12 protein-coding genes are annotated in these 14,983 nt (G+C 49.2%); 5 read left to right on the top strand and 7 right to left on the bottom strand.

The window, feature by feature from the left end; all coding sequences use genetic code 11:
* Positions 1-18: 18 nt before the first annotated feature.
* Entirely contained in the window at positions 19-1,695 is a 1,677-nt protein-coding gene (locus GmarT_RS01970) for an NAD+ synthase (protein WP_002647323.1), read from the bottom strand.
* A gap of 269 nt (positions 1,696-1,964) precedes the next feature.
* Here GmarT_RS01970 and GmarT_RS01965 point away from each other — a divergent pair, with 269 nt between their 5' ends.
* Entirely contained in the window at positions 1,965-2,354 is a 390-nt protein-coding gene (locus GmarT_RS01965) for a hypothetical protein (RefSeq protein WP_002647324.1), read from the top strand.
* 88 nt (positions 2,355-2,442) lie between these two features.
* On the opposite strand, the gene GmarT_RS01960 is transcribed toward GmarT_RS01965, so the two are convergent.
* Both GmarT_RS01960 and GmarT_RS01955 read right to left on the bottom strand, forming a co-directional pair.
* The gene (locus GmarT_RS01960; protein WP_187782333.1) at positions 2,443-4,743 is read right to left on the bottom strand and encodes a tetratricopeptide repeat protein; all 2,301 of its coding nucleotides are present in this window, start codon (positions 4,741-4,743) and stop codon (positions 2,443-2,445) included.
* A gap of 471 nt (positions 4,744-5,214) precedes the next feature.
* Complete coding sequence (locus GmarT_RS01955; RefSeq protein WP_157158964.1) at positions 5,215-5,775, bottom strand: CinA family protein; 561 nt, start codon at positions 5,773-5,775, stop codon at positions 5,215-5,217.
* Between the two features lie 123 nt (positions 5,776-5,898).
* Here GmarT_RS01955 and trmB point away from each other — a divergent pair, with 123 nt between their 5' ends.
* Positions 5,899-6,540, top strand: a complete 642-nt coding sequence (gene trmB / locus GmarT_RS01950) for a tRNA (guanosine(46)-N7)-methyltransferase TrmB (protein WP_002647327.1) — start codon at positions 5,899-5,901, stop codon at positions 6,538-6,540.
* 15 nt (positions 6,541-6,555) lie between these two features.
* Here trmB and GmarT_RS01945 read toward each other — a convergent pair whose 3' ends face one another.
* The gene (locus GmarT_RS01945; protein WP_002647328.1) at positions 6,556-7,230 is read right to left on the bottom strand and encodes a hypothetical protein; all 675 of its coding nucleotides are present in this window, start codon (positions 7,228-7,230) and stop codon (positions 6,556-6,558) included.
* Positions 7,231-7,263: 33 nt separating this feature from the next.
* Positions 7,264-8,667, bottom strand: a complete 1,404-nt coding sequence (locus GmarT_RS01940) for a TAXI family TRAP transporter solute-binding subunit (protein WP_002647329.1) — start codon at positions 8,665-8,667, stop codon at positions 7,264-7,266.
* 307 nt (positions 8,668-8,974) lie between these two features.
* Between GmarT_RS01940 and serA the strand changes: the two genes are divergently transcribed.
* The 3 genes from serA to GmarT_RS01925 all read left to right on the top strand — a co-directional run bounded on the left by serA (position 8,975) and on the right by GmarT_RS01925 (position 13,098).
* On the top strand, positions 8,975-10,600 hold the full coding sequence (gene serA, locus GmarT_RS01935) for a phosphoglycerate dehydrogenase (protein ID WP_002647330.1): 1,626 nt from the start codon (positions 8,975-8,977) through the stop codon (positions 10,598-10,600).
* Between the two features lie 308 nt (positions 10,601-10,908).
* Entirely contained in the window at positions 10,909-11,559 is a 651-nt protein-coding gene (locus GmarT_RS01930; RefSeq protein ID WP_002647331.1) for an HNH endonuclease, read from the top strand.
* A 225-nt stretch (positions 11,560-11,784) separates the two neighbouring features.
* Entirely contained in the window at positions 11,785-13,098 is a 1,314-nt protein-coding gene (locus tag GmarT_RS01925) for a homoserine dehydrogenase (protein WP_002647332.1), read from the top strand.
* A 9-nt stretch (positions 13,099-13,107) separates the two neighbouring features.
* Here GmarT_RS01925 and GmarT_RS01920 read toward each other — a convergent pair whose 3' ends face one another.
* On the bottom strand, positions 13,108-13,911 hold the full coding sequence (locus GmarT_RS01920) for a peptidylprolyl isomerase (protein WP_081459534.1): 804 nt from the start codon (positions 13,909-13,911) through the stop codon (positions 13,108-13,110).
* Between the two features lie 54 nt (positions 13,912-13,965).
* On the bottom strand, positions 13,966-14,883 hold the full coding sequence (locus GmarT_RS01915; protein WP_002647334.1) for a carbohydrate kinase family protein: 918 nt from the start codon (positions 14,881-14,883) through the stop codon (positions 13,966-13,968).
* Positions 14,884-14,983 lie beyond the last annotated feature (100 nt).

Raw genomic sequence — 14,983 nt, 5'->3', positions numbered from 1 at the left:
GGCATTTCTTCAATTTAATTATTCTTCATCCCATTGAAAACGGGCAGCCATCGGCATGCGGCGCCCGGAACCGAACGCACGGGCAGAGAGCTTAATCCCCGGTGGCATCTGTCGTCGTTTGAATTCATTGCGATCCAGTCGTCCAGCCACCCAGCGCACGGTTTCCGGAGGGTATTCCTTCGACAGACTCTTCACCGAACGTTCGTCCTCAATCAGACCTTTCAGAATTCCATCCAGTAAGTCGTAAGGGGGTAGTGAATCCTGGTCGACTTGATTTGGGGCCAGCTCAGCACTCGGAGCTTTTTCGAGAATGTTTTCCGGTATCACAATTCTTCCCGCTCTCTGATTCACATACCGGGCGACTCGATAGACGTCGCACTTGAATACATCACTCAGTACAGCAAACCCGCCCGCCATATCCCCATACAGGGTGCAATAGCCCATGGCCAGTTCACTCTTGTTTCCTGTCGCCAATGCCATCCAGCCATGCTGATTGCTGCGGACCATCACATTCGCTCCCCTGATGCGTGCCTGTAAATTCTGGTCCGCCAGTCCGGCTGGTTCAAGTTTCAAGTCATCGCCAATCACCGGAAGATTCTCAAAGGCAAGATGAACTGAATCAATGGGGATCGTCTCATAGTCGAGCCCCAGATTTTCTGCCAGCTCCAGTGAGTCAGCTACACTATGATCGCTGCTGTATCGACTGGGGAGCAGTAGGGCGTGCACCCGCTCTGGTCCGATCGCTTCTGCAGCAATTGCGCAGGCCAGCGCACTGTCGATTCCACCAGACAGTCCCAATACACAATCTGTAAATCCACACTTCTGTATATAGTCGCGCAGACCAAGGACCAATGCTTCAAAAAGCTGTTCTTCACGGGATAGATCATCACTTTCCCCTGGTCCTCTGTCGACGGACTGGCCTGTCTCATAAAACTGGAGGTCTTCTCGAAACCCTGGCATCTGCAATACCAGGTCACCGGCAGCATCCATTACAAAACTATGACCGTCAAACACCAGATCGTCATTTCCCCCGACCTGATTCACAAACAGGTAGGGAATCGAGTATCGATCCCGATGCGCACCAACAATCTCTCCGCGCCGCTTTCGTTTATCTATCTCGAAGGGACTGGCAGAAATATTGACCAGTAAATCGGAGCCGGCTTCCGCGAGAATTTTGACTGGATCCGGAAGCTCAAATGGCTGATTATGATAGAAGGTATCCGCCTGCCCCCACCAGGCATCTTCACAAATATGCAAACCCAGCTTCAACTCCCGGAATGATACAGGTTTTATCTGCTTCAGATCTGCATGACGAAAATAGCGTTGCTCATCGAAAACATCATAATTGGGCAGCAGTAATTTATGAATTTGAGAATCGATTTTTCCCTGAAACAGGAGACTGGCCGCATTGGCGATGCGTCCTTGAGGAAGATCGCGTCCTGTAGGATGACCAATCACAACGCCGATATCAGGATTCAACTGTGCTGCCAGTCGGTCTACAGCATGATCACAGGCCTCAATAAAACCTTCTCTGAGTAAAATATCCTTGGGCGGGTAGCCGCAGAGAACCAGTTCCGGGAAAAGAACCAGATCAACGCCAGACTGTTCTGCGCGATTCACTGTTTCCAGAATTTTCTGACAATTGCCGGACAGATCGCCGACAGTCGGGTTCAATTGGGCCAAAGCAATTTTCACTGACGCTCTCAACTCCTGAAACAGATGTTATTTAAATAGCGATTTTAATGGCAAGACCGAATGTGCTAACAAAACTCGCTGAAAATCGGTTGTCGATCAACCACATTTTCCAAAAAAGGGATGAAATGCCTTCTTTTTTTTGACCCACTCCAGGAAACGAACTAAGTTTAGGTGAGCAGATCCAGATTGCTCAAGGGAACAGGGTCAGTCGTTAAGGCCCAAATTGTATCGATTCCCCACTTCGAATCATCCCGGGACTGACTTCTCTAATGACGCATTCTAGAAAAAGATCATTCGCAGAAACAGGCACACGCCCCTTACTGAGCCACACTTCGATCCTGATTATCAGTATCTTTGTACTCGGCATGGCGACGGGAACGACCTCTTCTCTTCCCGCAGACAGTACCTATCTGATGATGGGCGTATTTGGTTTGATCTCTTATTTTGGGCTGGGCGCACTGGCTGCCACTCGTGAACGAAAGTTGCGAAAGCAGGAAATGGAACAGAAGGAAGAAGCGCTGGAAGGTCGACTGGAACGCCACCTTTCAAAAGATTCGCAAACGAATACTCCCCAGCGCGTGGCAGTGAATGGGGCTGATCAGTGCAGTCAATATCAGGCTGTTAATATCAAACCAGCCATTTTCCAGAATCGCTACTGATAAAGAAAAATTGATTCGGTCAAAAAAAAACGGTTTCAAACCTGCGTTCACAAGCTTGAAACCGTTGAGAATCAGTCAAATCTGGTTTTCAGTTCGCAGAAGGCGGTGTCACTCGACGGACACGACTCAAGGCATTCTTGGCTGCAGTTCGGACTTCCGAATTGGTATCGAAGCGAGCTTTCTGCAGTTCAGGAATCGATTTATGAGCGTATGGTCCGATCTCGCCCAGAGCGTAAGCGGCCCCGGCACGCACCTGGCTGGCTTTATCCTGTAAAGCAATACTCAAAGCGGCAATCACATGATCATCTTCCGGTTTGAGATCTGCCAGACTGTAACTGGCCAGCCAGCGGATATTCACATCCTTTGACAGCAGGCAATCGGCCAGGGTTTTGTTTGCCTGGTACTTCCAGTCTGAATCACGGGCCAGTAATTCAGCCGTATGCAGACGAACGTATTCATTATTGTCTGACAGAGATCGTACCAGAATCGGAGTCAGTTCCTGTGAATGATACCCGATCTGAGCCAGAACCGCTGCAGCAAATGAGCGATCGCTCTCGACAGATGAATTCATAGCATCAATCAAAGTTGGCACCGAGTCATCAGTATTACCTTCGATCTTCCATAATGAAAACGCACACTGAATCCGTACACCCATATTGTCATGCAGAGATAACGATCGCAAAGCAGGCACTGCAGCAGCAGCTTCAGATTCCATCGCACCCAGTCTCTGGATGGTCTGTTTCAGTTCTGGCACCTGATTTGAATTCAGCTCTCGCACCAGGCTTAAGACTTCACCCTCTGCTTCCGGGCATAAAGCTTCAGCCGTGTTCGGTTGAATCAGATCCTGTTTGGGCTGACTGACACTTGCCGTCTGAACAACCAGTTTCGGGTTTTGTGCAACAGGTTGAATTTCGACCTGACGAGATACTGTCTTGAGATTACCGGTACCAGAGATCTTGCTCGTAGCGGGATCAACTGGCTTCCATTTTCCGATTCGTGTTACTGCCGTTCCCTCAAAAGGGGAATCGTTAGTTGTAACATGATTGGCATTTTCAAAAGGATTTCGCTCCTCAAATTGAGGACCAGTCTGCTTCACCAGACGATATTCCGGTTGCGGAGCAGATGATTCCTGTTGAGGTGGAGTAAAGTCAGAAATCAGTTCGTTCTGCAGTTCACGCATCAGCTCAAATGCAGATCGTTTCTTTTTGGACTGGTTCTGTTCTGAGGCGGCAGCGACTTGAGCAACCTGTTCTTGAGCCGCTACGACAGCAACGGTCTGTTTCTCTGCAGAAGCAGCGTCTTCCAGTCGTTTGACGTTCTCATCCGTCAGCTTTCTGAAACTGATATTCTCACGAGTTTCGGGCTGACTTTTTACCTCAGCAATCAGTTTTTCAACTTTGGCCACCTGTTTCTGTTCTGGTTGCTTCACAGCAACTTCAACCTGCGGTTCATCGAAAGCAGATTCAGACAGCTTCGGGTCAGCCAGGAATGGATTTTCAACAACGGTGTCTTTACTTTCATTCAGTAATCGATCTCGAATCACCCGGAAAGGAGAGTCTTTGGCATCCGCGACTTCTGTTTTTGCCTGAGGCTGCTGAGTTTTCATTTCTGGCTTGTTCTCAGAAGTATTCTTCACTTTTGGGAACAAATCTTTTTCCAGACCGGCTGTTTTCATCTCCGGTTTGGCCTGAGACTTCTGTGTATGACTCACCATCCTTGTATCTGGCATGGAATTTTTCAGAGCAGGATCAGTAGACAGTTGTGCGATGTTCTGTTCAACTCGTTTTAACAGCTTCTGGTTCTGTTCATATTCTTTCGAACCTTTTTTGATCGCCCCCTGCCCACTGGCTTCACTTTTACTCATTGCCAGAGATTTCTGATATTCGGTCAAAGCCAGTTGCTTCTCACCACGCTCTGAGTGCAGGTGAGCAATGATCTCATGTGCTTCGGCAGGGGAACTGATTTTGCTGAGCTGTGCGTAACTCTCCTGCATTTTCCCCTGGCTTCCGAGGACTGTTGCCAGACGCGTCGTGGCACGTTCGCTCTTGGGGCTCAATGCAACTGATTTTCTCAAAACCTCTTCGGCCTGAGGATACTTCTTCATTTTGTAGAGTGCATACCCGTAATCACTCAATAGCTCTGCATTTTCAGGAGTAAGTGTTTTTGCTTTTTCGAAATACTCCAGAGATTCATCGCGCTCACCCAGTCGGTAGCTCACGATGGCCAGCCGATGACAGGCGAGTGCCCGATCCGGATCAGCCTTATGAATGGATTCATAGGCTTTCTTAGCCTTTTCCAATTCTTTTTTGTTTTCCAGATCCTGAGCAACGGCCATTTTGCTGTCCAGAACTTTTTCCCTGGCGGAGGAAGGGAGCATGGCTGTGGGCATGTGTGAACAGCCAGCAAATGGAACAGCGACAGACGCTGAAAGAACTGCGGCCCAAATACTGCAGCGCTTCATTTTGATATCCTCTAAAAAGTAGAGTCGAGAGCGATAAGTTTGCAATTGCCGATTTGTGAATTCAATGACGGAGAACTTTGAGAGAGGCTCTCTTCCGCTGTTTCAACTCGATCTGATGCCAGACACGGTTCCGGCAGAATCGATCATAACAGTTGAACTGTCTCGAATGACCACTCACGGCCTAATGAATAGTTCGGTTATTCACGTTGCGCCGATACAAGGGGAAGCACAGAATATCGTACTCATAACGAAGATCGTGCCGGACGAAATGGTTGCAACACGTAGCAAAACCAGGGCAACTCTCCCGAACTGGCAAAGTTTGACGGTTATCCCGATTGTGCCACGACAAAGGAAACCAGGTAGATTCCTGTCAATTTATGAAGCTATTCCAGCGAAAGTTTACGGTTCTATGGTCGCCGCAATGAGATTCAGAAATTGATGAGCGGCGGCAAGCTGGCGTTGCTGCCTGAGCGTTAACTCCTGATCGGTCTGTATGTTCAGATCCAGACTGGTGAGCAAATCATCGCACTGGTAACTTTCAGCCAGTATCCATTCTGCACCAGTTTGAGTTTCATCTGTATCGCTTCGTGCGAGACTGATACAGATAATTCCATCCTGATCTATCGGAGCGTCAGGCCCCAGATGTCCTGTAATCGAGGCAGACAGCGTTGCTTCTGGAGTTTGCCTCAGAACTCCCACAGCCATTTCACGGGCGGTTTCAAGGCTTACGTCGGTATATTCGTCCAGCGTCTCCCTCTGCACACCCAGCCATTTCATTTTTGTATCCCAGCGGTATACCACGGCAGAACCACAAAAGTACTCTGAAATCCCGGGCAAGCTGGTCATCAGGGTGGCCGCCAGACCCCCGGTACAGCTTTCTGCCAGTACCAGTTTCTCATCGCGCTGCACCAGTGCTGACTTGACCTGGATAGCTGCCTGCATCAAAAAATCGGGTAACATCTGGATCTCCAAAAAACAGACTTCGAGGCTCTCGTGATAATTTACACTGCAGGTCATCTATTCTACAGTGTGTGCATTGAATAATCTGTAAGTTCTACATTTGAAAGCATCACTCTTTAAATCATGTCGCGTTCCAAGCCTACCCGTGACCTTCGCCCTTACTTTCAAACGCTTGAGGACCTGGAAGGCCCTTTCCAGTGGGAAAATTTCTTTGGGAATGACCATCCGGTCGTCCTGGATGTCGGCGCGGGTCGTGGCCTGTTCCTGTTCAATGCCAGTGGAGAACACCCCGAAAAAAATTTCCTGGGTATGGAAATTGATTACCGGGAAGGCAGACGGGCAGCCACCCGCCTGCTGAAAGCCGAGCGATCCAATGCCCGCATGCTGGGCGGCGATGCCAGAATTGCCTTTGACAAATTCATTCCGGATTCGTCAATCTCAGAAGTTCATGTTTACTTTCCTGACCCCTGGTGGAAAAAGCGTCATCACAAACGTCGCATCTTTACAGATGTATTTGTCAGCCGCATCACCAAAGCGTTAAAGAATGAAGGCGAACTTCACTTCTGGACCGATGTGGAAGAATACTTTGAACGCGTGACGAACCTCATGAATCATGCCAGTCAGTTTCTCCGCCGTGAACCGCCTGAAGAAAAGCTGCCGGAACATGACATGGATTTCCAGACCAGCTTCGAACGAAAAAAACGGAGAGAAGGCTGGCAGATTCATCGCGGGCTCTGGGTATTGCAGAAACCCTCTGAGACCTGAGTTTCAAATCAAATCTCAGTTTTCCAGAATCACCTGTTGTATGTCAATCGGACGATTGAATTTGACTCGACGGCCCACATGATACCACCAGATACCTCTGATCGGATAGAAGAAGACAGATCGGACGAACTCGTGTTGCTGTCGTAAACTTGCCAGATAGGAGTCCTCAAATTCAGGGAACTCGTCAGGTAGTTCCAGATGCTTGACTCTCATCAGGTCTGAAATGGCAGCCTGATGCTTTTCATTCAGAATGCCTGTCTGTTCGACTCCGAATGACTGGACGAACCTTCCAGGGGGTGCCGGGAAGATTAACGCCTCGCGATCATTGGCCGTGATCAGGGTGTAATCCTCAGCAAAGATGGTGGTAAAACTGTGAAACCTGCCATAAGGTGAAAGAGTCGTCTGAAAAAATGTCGCCCGCGATTCATTCTCCCAGACAATGATGTAATTCTGCTGCCAGCGATACACGCCGACTGATTCAAATTGATTCGTTCGTGACCAGTCTGATTCTGCCCTGCACTTTCCTGTCAGATAATCACCCCAGTCTTCTTCCGGCAATAAAATCAACTGGGGTGACCGCATATGCTGAATGGCATAGTAGATCAGGAAAGGAATTAATACGAACAGATAACAGAGTATCATTCCCAGCAAAAGTATCAGACCATTGATCAGGTTGGCATTAGCCAGCATATTCCGATTCCGGATGTAATTGAGTATCAGCTGTTAAGAGTCAGGACTTCTGTTTATTTTCTCACCCAGCCGGTCAATTTTCCAGCCCAGCAGCTTGGCATTAATTTTGTCACTTAAAGCATGACACATCTCCAGGAACGCATCTGTCGCACGGTCTTCATTCAGTTCATGCGCAGAAAACTGTTTCAGATTCTCCTGGCGTAACGCCGTCACCTCGTCAAGAAGTATCTGTAACGCCGGACCATCTGAATGCTGATTCCCATCCAGTTTCATCTGTTTATTCTCAATGGCAAGCAGTTGCCTGATGTAGCGGTCCAGTTTATGCTCTTTGGCTTTTTCACGTCGTTTCTGAATCTGGCGCCACAGCAGGTAACTCGCGATCAGCATTGATACGATAAAAGATCGCATTCCTTCAGTGACTTCGACAAACTCGGAATTCAAAAAGGGTTTCAGTTCCGGATTATAGATATGATCTGCCCCGGCATGCAGTGGAAATCCCTGACTATCCCGGGCAAAGGAGTTCCCTCCCTCAATCAATTCATTCAGTTGCAACTGCTTTGAAAAATCCTGGTGTAAAATAATGGACGTCACTCCCGAAACCATGTCGTCGGAAACCGACTCCCGGGCAAGAAGGTGTGCGCCACAGGCTACCGTTTGCAGGTCTTGTGGAGGCACTACCAGATCAGCCCGGCGAAACATCCCGGCTGGGATCTCATACTCCTCAAAATGTGTTTCTTTACGTGTGAGTGCTTCAATATAGGGAATTTCCAGAATTCGATATTTACCTGTATCAAGCAGTTCATGCAGAACCGGCGCTTCGATGCCCACAGTCATGATGGCTGCATCCAGTTGTTGCTGCTTGAACTGCTCTTCAATTTCTTCGTAAGACAGGTATGCGGGTGTAATTTCTTCCAGTTTGATTTGTGCATGTTTTAAGAGAGGCAGACTGGCGGCAAGATCTCCGGATCCCTGTTCCCCCAGAGCAATGCGATGCCCCTTCAGATCAGCCAGCTTTTTGATATCAGAATCCACCGGTACTATCACATGCACGACCTGTGAATACAGATTTGCAATAAAACAGATTCGGTTCGATTCCACCTGCTTCGGAGCATCCGCATTTTCCGGTGCCGCTTGAAATCCCTTCAGTACGTATTCAGCTCCTGGCTGATAAAAGCCCAGGTCCGCCTCACCACCTCTTAGCAAAGCAAGATTCTCCAGCGAGCCTTTCGTCTGAATAACTTTAACGTTCGTCCCAAGTTGCTCTTCCAGCAGGTCTTTGAGTTGCAGCGCCATGCTGTAATAACGGCCTTCCGGATGACCTGCTGCAATCGTGATCTGATCTGGTAATGCTGTCATCCAGCGATATGCCTGATGTAATATCACGGGTAAAAAGATCAAAAGAATAACCAGCAGAACTTTGATTGCAGACCGCTTCATATCTACTTTCTTCGATGAATTCTCAAAAATAATAATCCCTGTTGAATTCCGGCGAATGTGCACAGAATATCATACTCTTTTTAAAGAAAGTTTTCCCCTTTCGAGACATAAATAGAAGGATCTATATCCGAAAATGAGACAGCCCCCTCAACTCTGACCCTGTTTCGGGAATTCCCGACTTTGCAGTGCCATTTGCCTTGGCGCGATTATTTGGCGAACTATGCTAATGAGCGATACCTCTGTATCATCAGGGCATCATTGTGTTTTCCTGACCCGTTTCCCTTATTTTAATAAGTGAGTGAGTTCCATGTACCGAGTCCTGATCACGGACAACCTTTCGCCAGCCGGTCTTAAAATTCTCGAAGATAACCCGGAAATCGAAGTGGATATTCGTTCCGGTTTATCGCCAGAAGAAGTACGGGAAGCACTCAAGTCGGCAGATGGTATTATCATCCGCAGCGCGACAAAACTCACTGAAGAAGTTCTGAAAGGCCAGCCCCGTCTCAAAGCAATTGTGCGAGCGGGGGTAGGAGTCGACAATATCGATCGCGCTGCTGCCACGCGGGAAGGGATTGTCGTCATGAACACACCGGCCGGGAATACCACCAGTACGGCCGAGCAGACCATCGCCCTCATGATGGCGCTGGCCCGCAACATCGGCCCTGCTTACGCCACCATGAAGGAAGGAAAATGGGAACGCAAGAAGCTGACGGGAACCCAGGTGGCTGGCAAAACCCTGGCAATTATCGGACTGGGTCGGATCGGTCTCTCCGTGGCACATCGAGCCCAGGGGCTGGAAATGAAAGTCATCGGCTACGATCCTTTCATGTCAGCAGAACGTGCAGCCGAGTATGGCATTGAACTTTACAAAGAAGTCGATGAACTGGTTAAGCATTGTGACTTCCTGACCGTTCACACACCGCTGACCGACGAAACACGCGACCTGATTAACGCCGAGCGAATCGCGACCATGCGTCCTGGCGTGCGGATCATCAACTGTGCCCGTGGTGGTATCGTCAACGAAGACGATCTGGCCGATGCCCTGGAATCCGGAAAAGTCGCCGGCGCCGCCTGCGATGTATTCACACAGGAACCACCCGAAAACCGTCGTCTGATCGACGCTCCCAATATGCTTGCCACTCCCCACCTCGGTGCCTCAACCGACGAAGCCCAGGAAATGGTGGCACTCGAAGCAGCAGAAATCATCTCGGACTTCCTGACCAAAAATGAAATCCGTCACGCGATCAACATGATTCCCGTTTCAGGTGCCGAAATGGCTGACCTGAAACCACACATTGAACTGGGACACCGCCTGGGACTGTTTTTATCTCAACAGACCAAAGGCAGCCTGAAAAGCGTCCAGATCCAGTATCGGGGTGAAGTCGCAGACAAACAGACCAAACTGATTACTTCCAGTTTTGCAGCCGGACTGCTGTCCAATGCCTTTGAAGCAGAGATCAATATCGTCAATGCAACGGTATTCGCTAAAGAACGTGGCATTGAAATTTCAGAATCAAAATCAACCGAAGCCGGTACGCTTTCCACTTTGATTACTGCAACGATCGAAACGGAAGAGGGAAAATGCTCAGCCGCGGGAACGATCTTCGGCCAGGACTTCCTGAGACTGACCCGACTGGACGAGTTCTATCTGGATGGATACCTGGATGGTAATCTGCTGATTTACCGCCACAATGATGTCCCTGGCCTGATTGGTTACATCGGCACGGTCCTGGGCAATCACAATGTCAATATCGCCCATATGGCATTAGGTCGCCTGCAGAATCAACCTGGCGGAGAAGCGATTGCTGTCTTGAACGTCGACGGTGAAGTTCCCGAGGCAGCCATTGCAGAAGTATCCAGCCACAAAGACGTTTCCTGCGTCAAGCTGATTAAAATGCCTCCAGCGACTGCACCACTGTCCTGGCTGCAATAGTCGGATTTGAATTCCATAGCCGCTTCGTCCCAAATCTCAATGCGGGATGAAGCGGCTGTTTTTTGGTATACATTTCCCCCATTCCCGGGAAGCTATTGCCTGAGGGGCTCCCCCAAAGGTAAAATATCTGCGGAGAAGGTACGCGCCTGAATAATACGCGGAATCTGAAAATTTGAATTGACTGGTGATACAGTTAAGGTATCATTCCCGGCAATTCTTATACATTGTTTCTTCGTAAAGTCGCATTGATATTAAACGTACCTGATATTGCCATAACCTTGCTTAGAGATCTGGGGGGTGGGCGGCATATGATTTCAGCAACGACCGGGAAAGCACAGTCCAGTGCCATGCAGGCAAGTGTATTGGCACTGAACAAGACTTACTCGCCGGTTCACGTTATCTCTGCAAAAAGGGCATTCTGTCTGCTCAGTAAAGATATTGCAGAGGTCATCAGCGTGGAAGACGGCACTTACATGAATTATGATTTCAGTTCCTGGATTGAAATCAGCGGGCTGCGTGCCGAGTTTAATGAGCGGGATGAACTGGAAGACTGGATTCAATCAGTCAATTTTGAAATTCAAGTCCCTCGCGTTGTCCGCCTGCTCCGCTACGATCGGATTCCCAATAACACCATCAAGTTCAATCGTCGCAATATATTCATTCGAGACAGCTATCGTTGCCAGTACTGCCAGAAAAAGTTCAGCCTCAAACAGCTTAGCCTGGATCACGTGATCCCCCGCTCGCATGGCGGGGGCATGAGCTGGGAAAACATCGTCAGTGCCTGCAGACGATGTAACACAAAAAAAGGAGGCCGCACCCCGTCCCAGGCTGGTATGAAACTGTTCCAGAAGCCAGCCAAACCCAGCCGCAATCCGGTTTTACTCCAACAAGTCAAACATGCGAAATATGAAAGCTGGAAAAATTTTGTCGGCACCAAAGAACTTCTTACCTGTGACTGACCCCTCACCATCCCCACACTTGCTGATCCCCTCTTTTTTCATCTCCCGCTTGATCTGTCTGGCATGAAATGCCCCTCAAAATCGCTAAATCCACCGATATTATCTCGATGAAATCAGCTGATTTTTAAGGCCATGGTTCCACTCTCCCGGTGAACCGTTTATATTACGATCCTGAAATATGGCCTCAAGCAGCAATCATAATTATTAAAAACTCAGGAATCTGGAATGTCGTCTTCTCCGTTAAACGTAGCCATTATCGGCATGGGAACCGTAGGCAGTGGTGTTGCGAAAATACTGCTGGAGCGTTCCGAACAAATGACGACACGGGCAGGACGACCGATTCACCTCAAAAAAGCGGTCGTGCGGGATCTGTCCCGTCCGAGAAACGTTGAACTGCCAGCCGAAGTATTGACTGACAGTATTGACGCCGTGCTTGATGATGAATCCATTGATGTTGTGATTCAGTTGATTGGCGGAATTGACCCCGCATACGACATCATGCTCCGCGCCCTCGAAAGCGGCAAAGACGTGGTGACCGCGAATAAAGCCCTCCTCTGTGAAAAGGGAGAAAGCCTGTTTCAACGCGCCCGGGAACTGGGACGCTGTATCTGCTTCGAAGCAGCCGTCGCTGGTGGAGTGCCTCTCATTGAAACCGTCACCCAGGCAATGACAGCCAACCAGATCACTTCCATCGAAGCCATCTTGAACGGGACCAGCAATTACATTCTGACGGAAATGTTCTCTCACAATGCCAGTTACGATGACGCTGTGAAAAGTGCGCAGGAAATCGGATATGCGGAAGCTGATCCTGCCATGGACGTCGATGGAACGGATGCTGCGCAGAAACTGGGAATTCTGGTTCAATTGGCGTTAGGCATCAAAGTCGGCCTCGATCAGTTCCTGCGACAGGGAATTGACAGCCTGTCCCTGGCGGATTTGCAATATGCGTCAGAACTAGGATATACCGTCAAACTGCTGGCCGTCGCCAAGTTGCTGGATGGCCAGTTGGAAATGCATGCCCAGCCAACGTTGATCCGTAACGATAACCCACTGGCCCATGTAGAAGATGCCTACAATAAAATCGCCCTCGAAGGCGACGCTGTCGGCAAAGTCTGGCTGTCAGGTATGGGAGCAGGTCAGATGGCGACGGCTTCCGCTGTGGTCGCGAACGTGGTGGATGTCGCCGTCGGCAGAGCTGCTTTAACTTTTCCTCGACTGGATCTCTGGAACCCTCGTGAGGGGATCAAGATTATGCCGCGGGAGGAAATTTCCCGACGTTACTTCCTGCGTTTAAACGTGGAAGATCGCCCGCATGTTTTAGCTGACATTACGAATGTATTAGGCGACCATGAAATCAGCATTGCCAGCCTGGTTCAACATGAAGCACCCGAAGTCGATCCTTCCGAAGAATTTTCGATCGTACCGCTGGTGATCATGACCCATCGCACAACGGAAGGTCGCTTTCAGGCCGCCAGCAGGGAACTGGATGAGCTGGACTGCATCCGGTCCCCCTTTGTGCGCATGCCGGTCAACGACTGATCTGGCCGACTACTCTTTCGTAGCCGGTTTTTCGGTTTCCGGTTTTGCAGCCGCGTCGTCTTTCTTTTCAGAGGCGGGTGCGTCAGTCTGCTTTTCTGATTTCGGAGCAGCATCCTCAGATTCCGGTTTTTCAGTTTCTGGTTTGGGTTCAGCTTTCTCTTTGCTTTCAGCTGGTTCTTCACCAACGATGGTCGACTTTTTGACGTAGTCCAGCATGGGGAATTCTTTTTTCAGATAAGCATTTCCCTCGGCGACGACTCTCATCTGATCGGGTCCGGCCCCTCCAGGAGCGCCTTCTCCATATCCTTTGTAGAGTGAATCGACAACATCCATGCCTTCCACCACTTTGGCAAACGGAGAAAAACCCATGCCATCCAGATTGGAGTTATCACCAAAGTTAATGAAAAACTGAGTGGACCGCGAATTGGGCATTCCTGTTTTTGCAAACGAGACATAGCCGCGTTTGTTCGATTCTACGACAGGATCATCCATGATATTGTTATCGCGCCACTTGGCGTGCAGTTCGGGATCCCCATTGATGCCGATCTGCGCCATGAATCCATCGATCACGCGAAAGAAAGCGACATCGTTATAAAAACCGTTCTTAACGAGTTCCTTAAACCGTTCGGCCCCCTTGGGTGACCAGTCCGGATGCACTTCCAGTTTGATATTTCCTTTTGTGGTCTCCAGAAGGACCTGATAATTCTCGGCACTGGTTGGGGCTTCCGGTTCGCCGCTAGTGGGAACTTCACCAGTACAACCAACAAAGCATAACACCATCAGGCTCAACGCGAGTAGACTAAGACGTAGCATCTCATTCATCCTTATATTATTCAAAGTATTAAAATTAATTGACGAAACGGATCTCTAAGAGTTCTGAATTTCCTGACTGATCTGTTCGAATTCCTGCTTCAGCACCGGCATCGCGCCTGGCTGACTCGCTACCAGTCCCCCGATTCGATTTGCGAACAATGCTGCCTGCTCCCAACCCCAGCCGAGCAGTCGCCTGGAAATTAAAGCCGCTGTAAACGCATCACCGGCACCGACAGCATCAGCGACTTCGACCGGGGAACCAGGGATATTAAATTCCTGATCGCCAGCATAAATCAGACAACCTTCAGCACCACGTGTGATACAGACTGCTTCCAGTCCATATTCTCCCTGGACATGATTCGCGAACTGCTCCAGGCCGTCAGCTGACAATCCAAGAACTTCACCAAGTTTCCCCGCTTCATCCTGATTCAATTTGACCATCTTTGCAGCTGTCAGAGAGCGCTCAATCCAACTTCGTTCATAATAATGCTGGCGGAGATTCACATCGTAGACAACCAGACAATTTTCATTTGTCGCTGACAGACATTGATGAATGGCTTCTCGCGAACCAGCTTCGCGTTGCGCCAGTGTTCCAAAGCAGACCGCCTGTGACTGCGGCATTAACGCAGCCAGATCCTCATTGAATTCCAGATGGTCCCAGGCAACATGTTCATGGATTGTATATTGAGGATCGTTCGCATCAGAATATTTTACGGTGACAGTCCCCGTAGGAAACGATGCGTCAATCTGCACATGGTCAACAGACAACCCCTGCTCTTTCAGGAATTCCAGCAGTTCCGTCCCCAGATCATCCTGACCGACGCGCGTCACAACAGTCCCCAGGCATCCCAGTTGATTTGCCTGGAATGCGACATTCGCCGGTGCACCACCGGGTCGTCTCTCATCCTCAAAACAATCCCACAGTAATTCACCTAAACCAATTACCAGTGGAAGCGACTTTATATTATTCATGGAACTTAGATTCAATTATGATTTGATTCAATTACACTGTTCCGAGCTAACAGCTCAGAAACGGAGCCACTGCCATGAGAAACATGATGTCTCACAGCTG

The sequence above is a fragment of the Gimesia maris genome, from assembly GCF_008298035.1.
Taxonomy (GTDB): domain Bacteria; phylum Planctomycetota; class Planctomycetia; order Planctomycetales; family Planctomycetaceae; genus Gimesia; species Gimesia maris.
This window is presented reverse-complemented; position numbering and strand designations above follow the sequence as displayed.

Coding starts and splice junctions, on each gene's coding strand:
- GmarT_RS01965 (WP_002647324.1), top strand. CDS start 1,965: ATGACGCATTCTAGAAAAAGATCATTCGCAGAAACAGGCACACGCCCC.
- GmarT_RS01915 (WP_002647334.1), bottom strand. CDS start 14,883: ATGAATAATATAAAGTCGCTTCCACTGGTAATTGGTTTAGGTGAATTA.
- GmarT_RS01930 (WP_002647331.1), top strand. CDS start 10,909: ATGATTTCAGCAACGACCGGGAAAGCACAGTCCAGTGCCATGCAGGCA.
- serA (WP_002647330.1), top strand. CDS start 8,975: ATGTACCGAGTCCTGATCACGGACAACCTTTCGCCAGCCGGTCTTAAA.
- GmarT_RS01925 (WP_002647332.1), top strand. CDS start 11,785: ATGTCGTCTTCTCCGTTAAACGTAGCCATTATCGGCATGGGAACCGTA.
- GmarT_RS01960 (WP_187782333.1), bottom strand. CDS start 4,743: ATGCCCACAGCCATGCTCCCTTCCTCCGCCAGGGAAAAAGTTCTGGAC.
- GmarT_RS01920 (WP_081459534.1), bottom strand. CDS start 13,911: ATGCTACGTCTTAGTCTACTCGCGTTGAGCCTGATGGTGTTATGCTTT.
- GmarT_RS01940 (WP_002647329.1), bottom strand. CDS start 8,667: ATGAAGCGGTCTGCAATCAAAGTTCTGCTGGTTATTCTTTTGATCTTT.
- GmarT_RS01955 (WP_157158964.1), bottom strand. CDS start 5,775: ATGTTACCCGATTTTTTGATGCAGGCAGCTATCCAGGTCAAGTCAGCA.
- GmarT_RS01945 (WP_002647328.1), bottom strand. CDS start 7,230: ATGCTGGCTAATGCCAACCTGATCAATGGTCTGATACTTTTGCTGGGA.
- trmB (WP_002647327.1), top strand. CDS start 5,899: ATGTCGCGTTCCAAGCCTACCCGTGACCTTCGCCCTTACTTTCAAACG.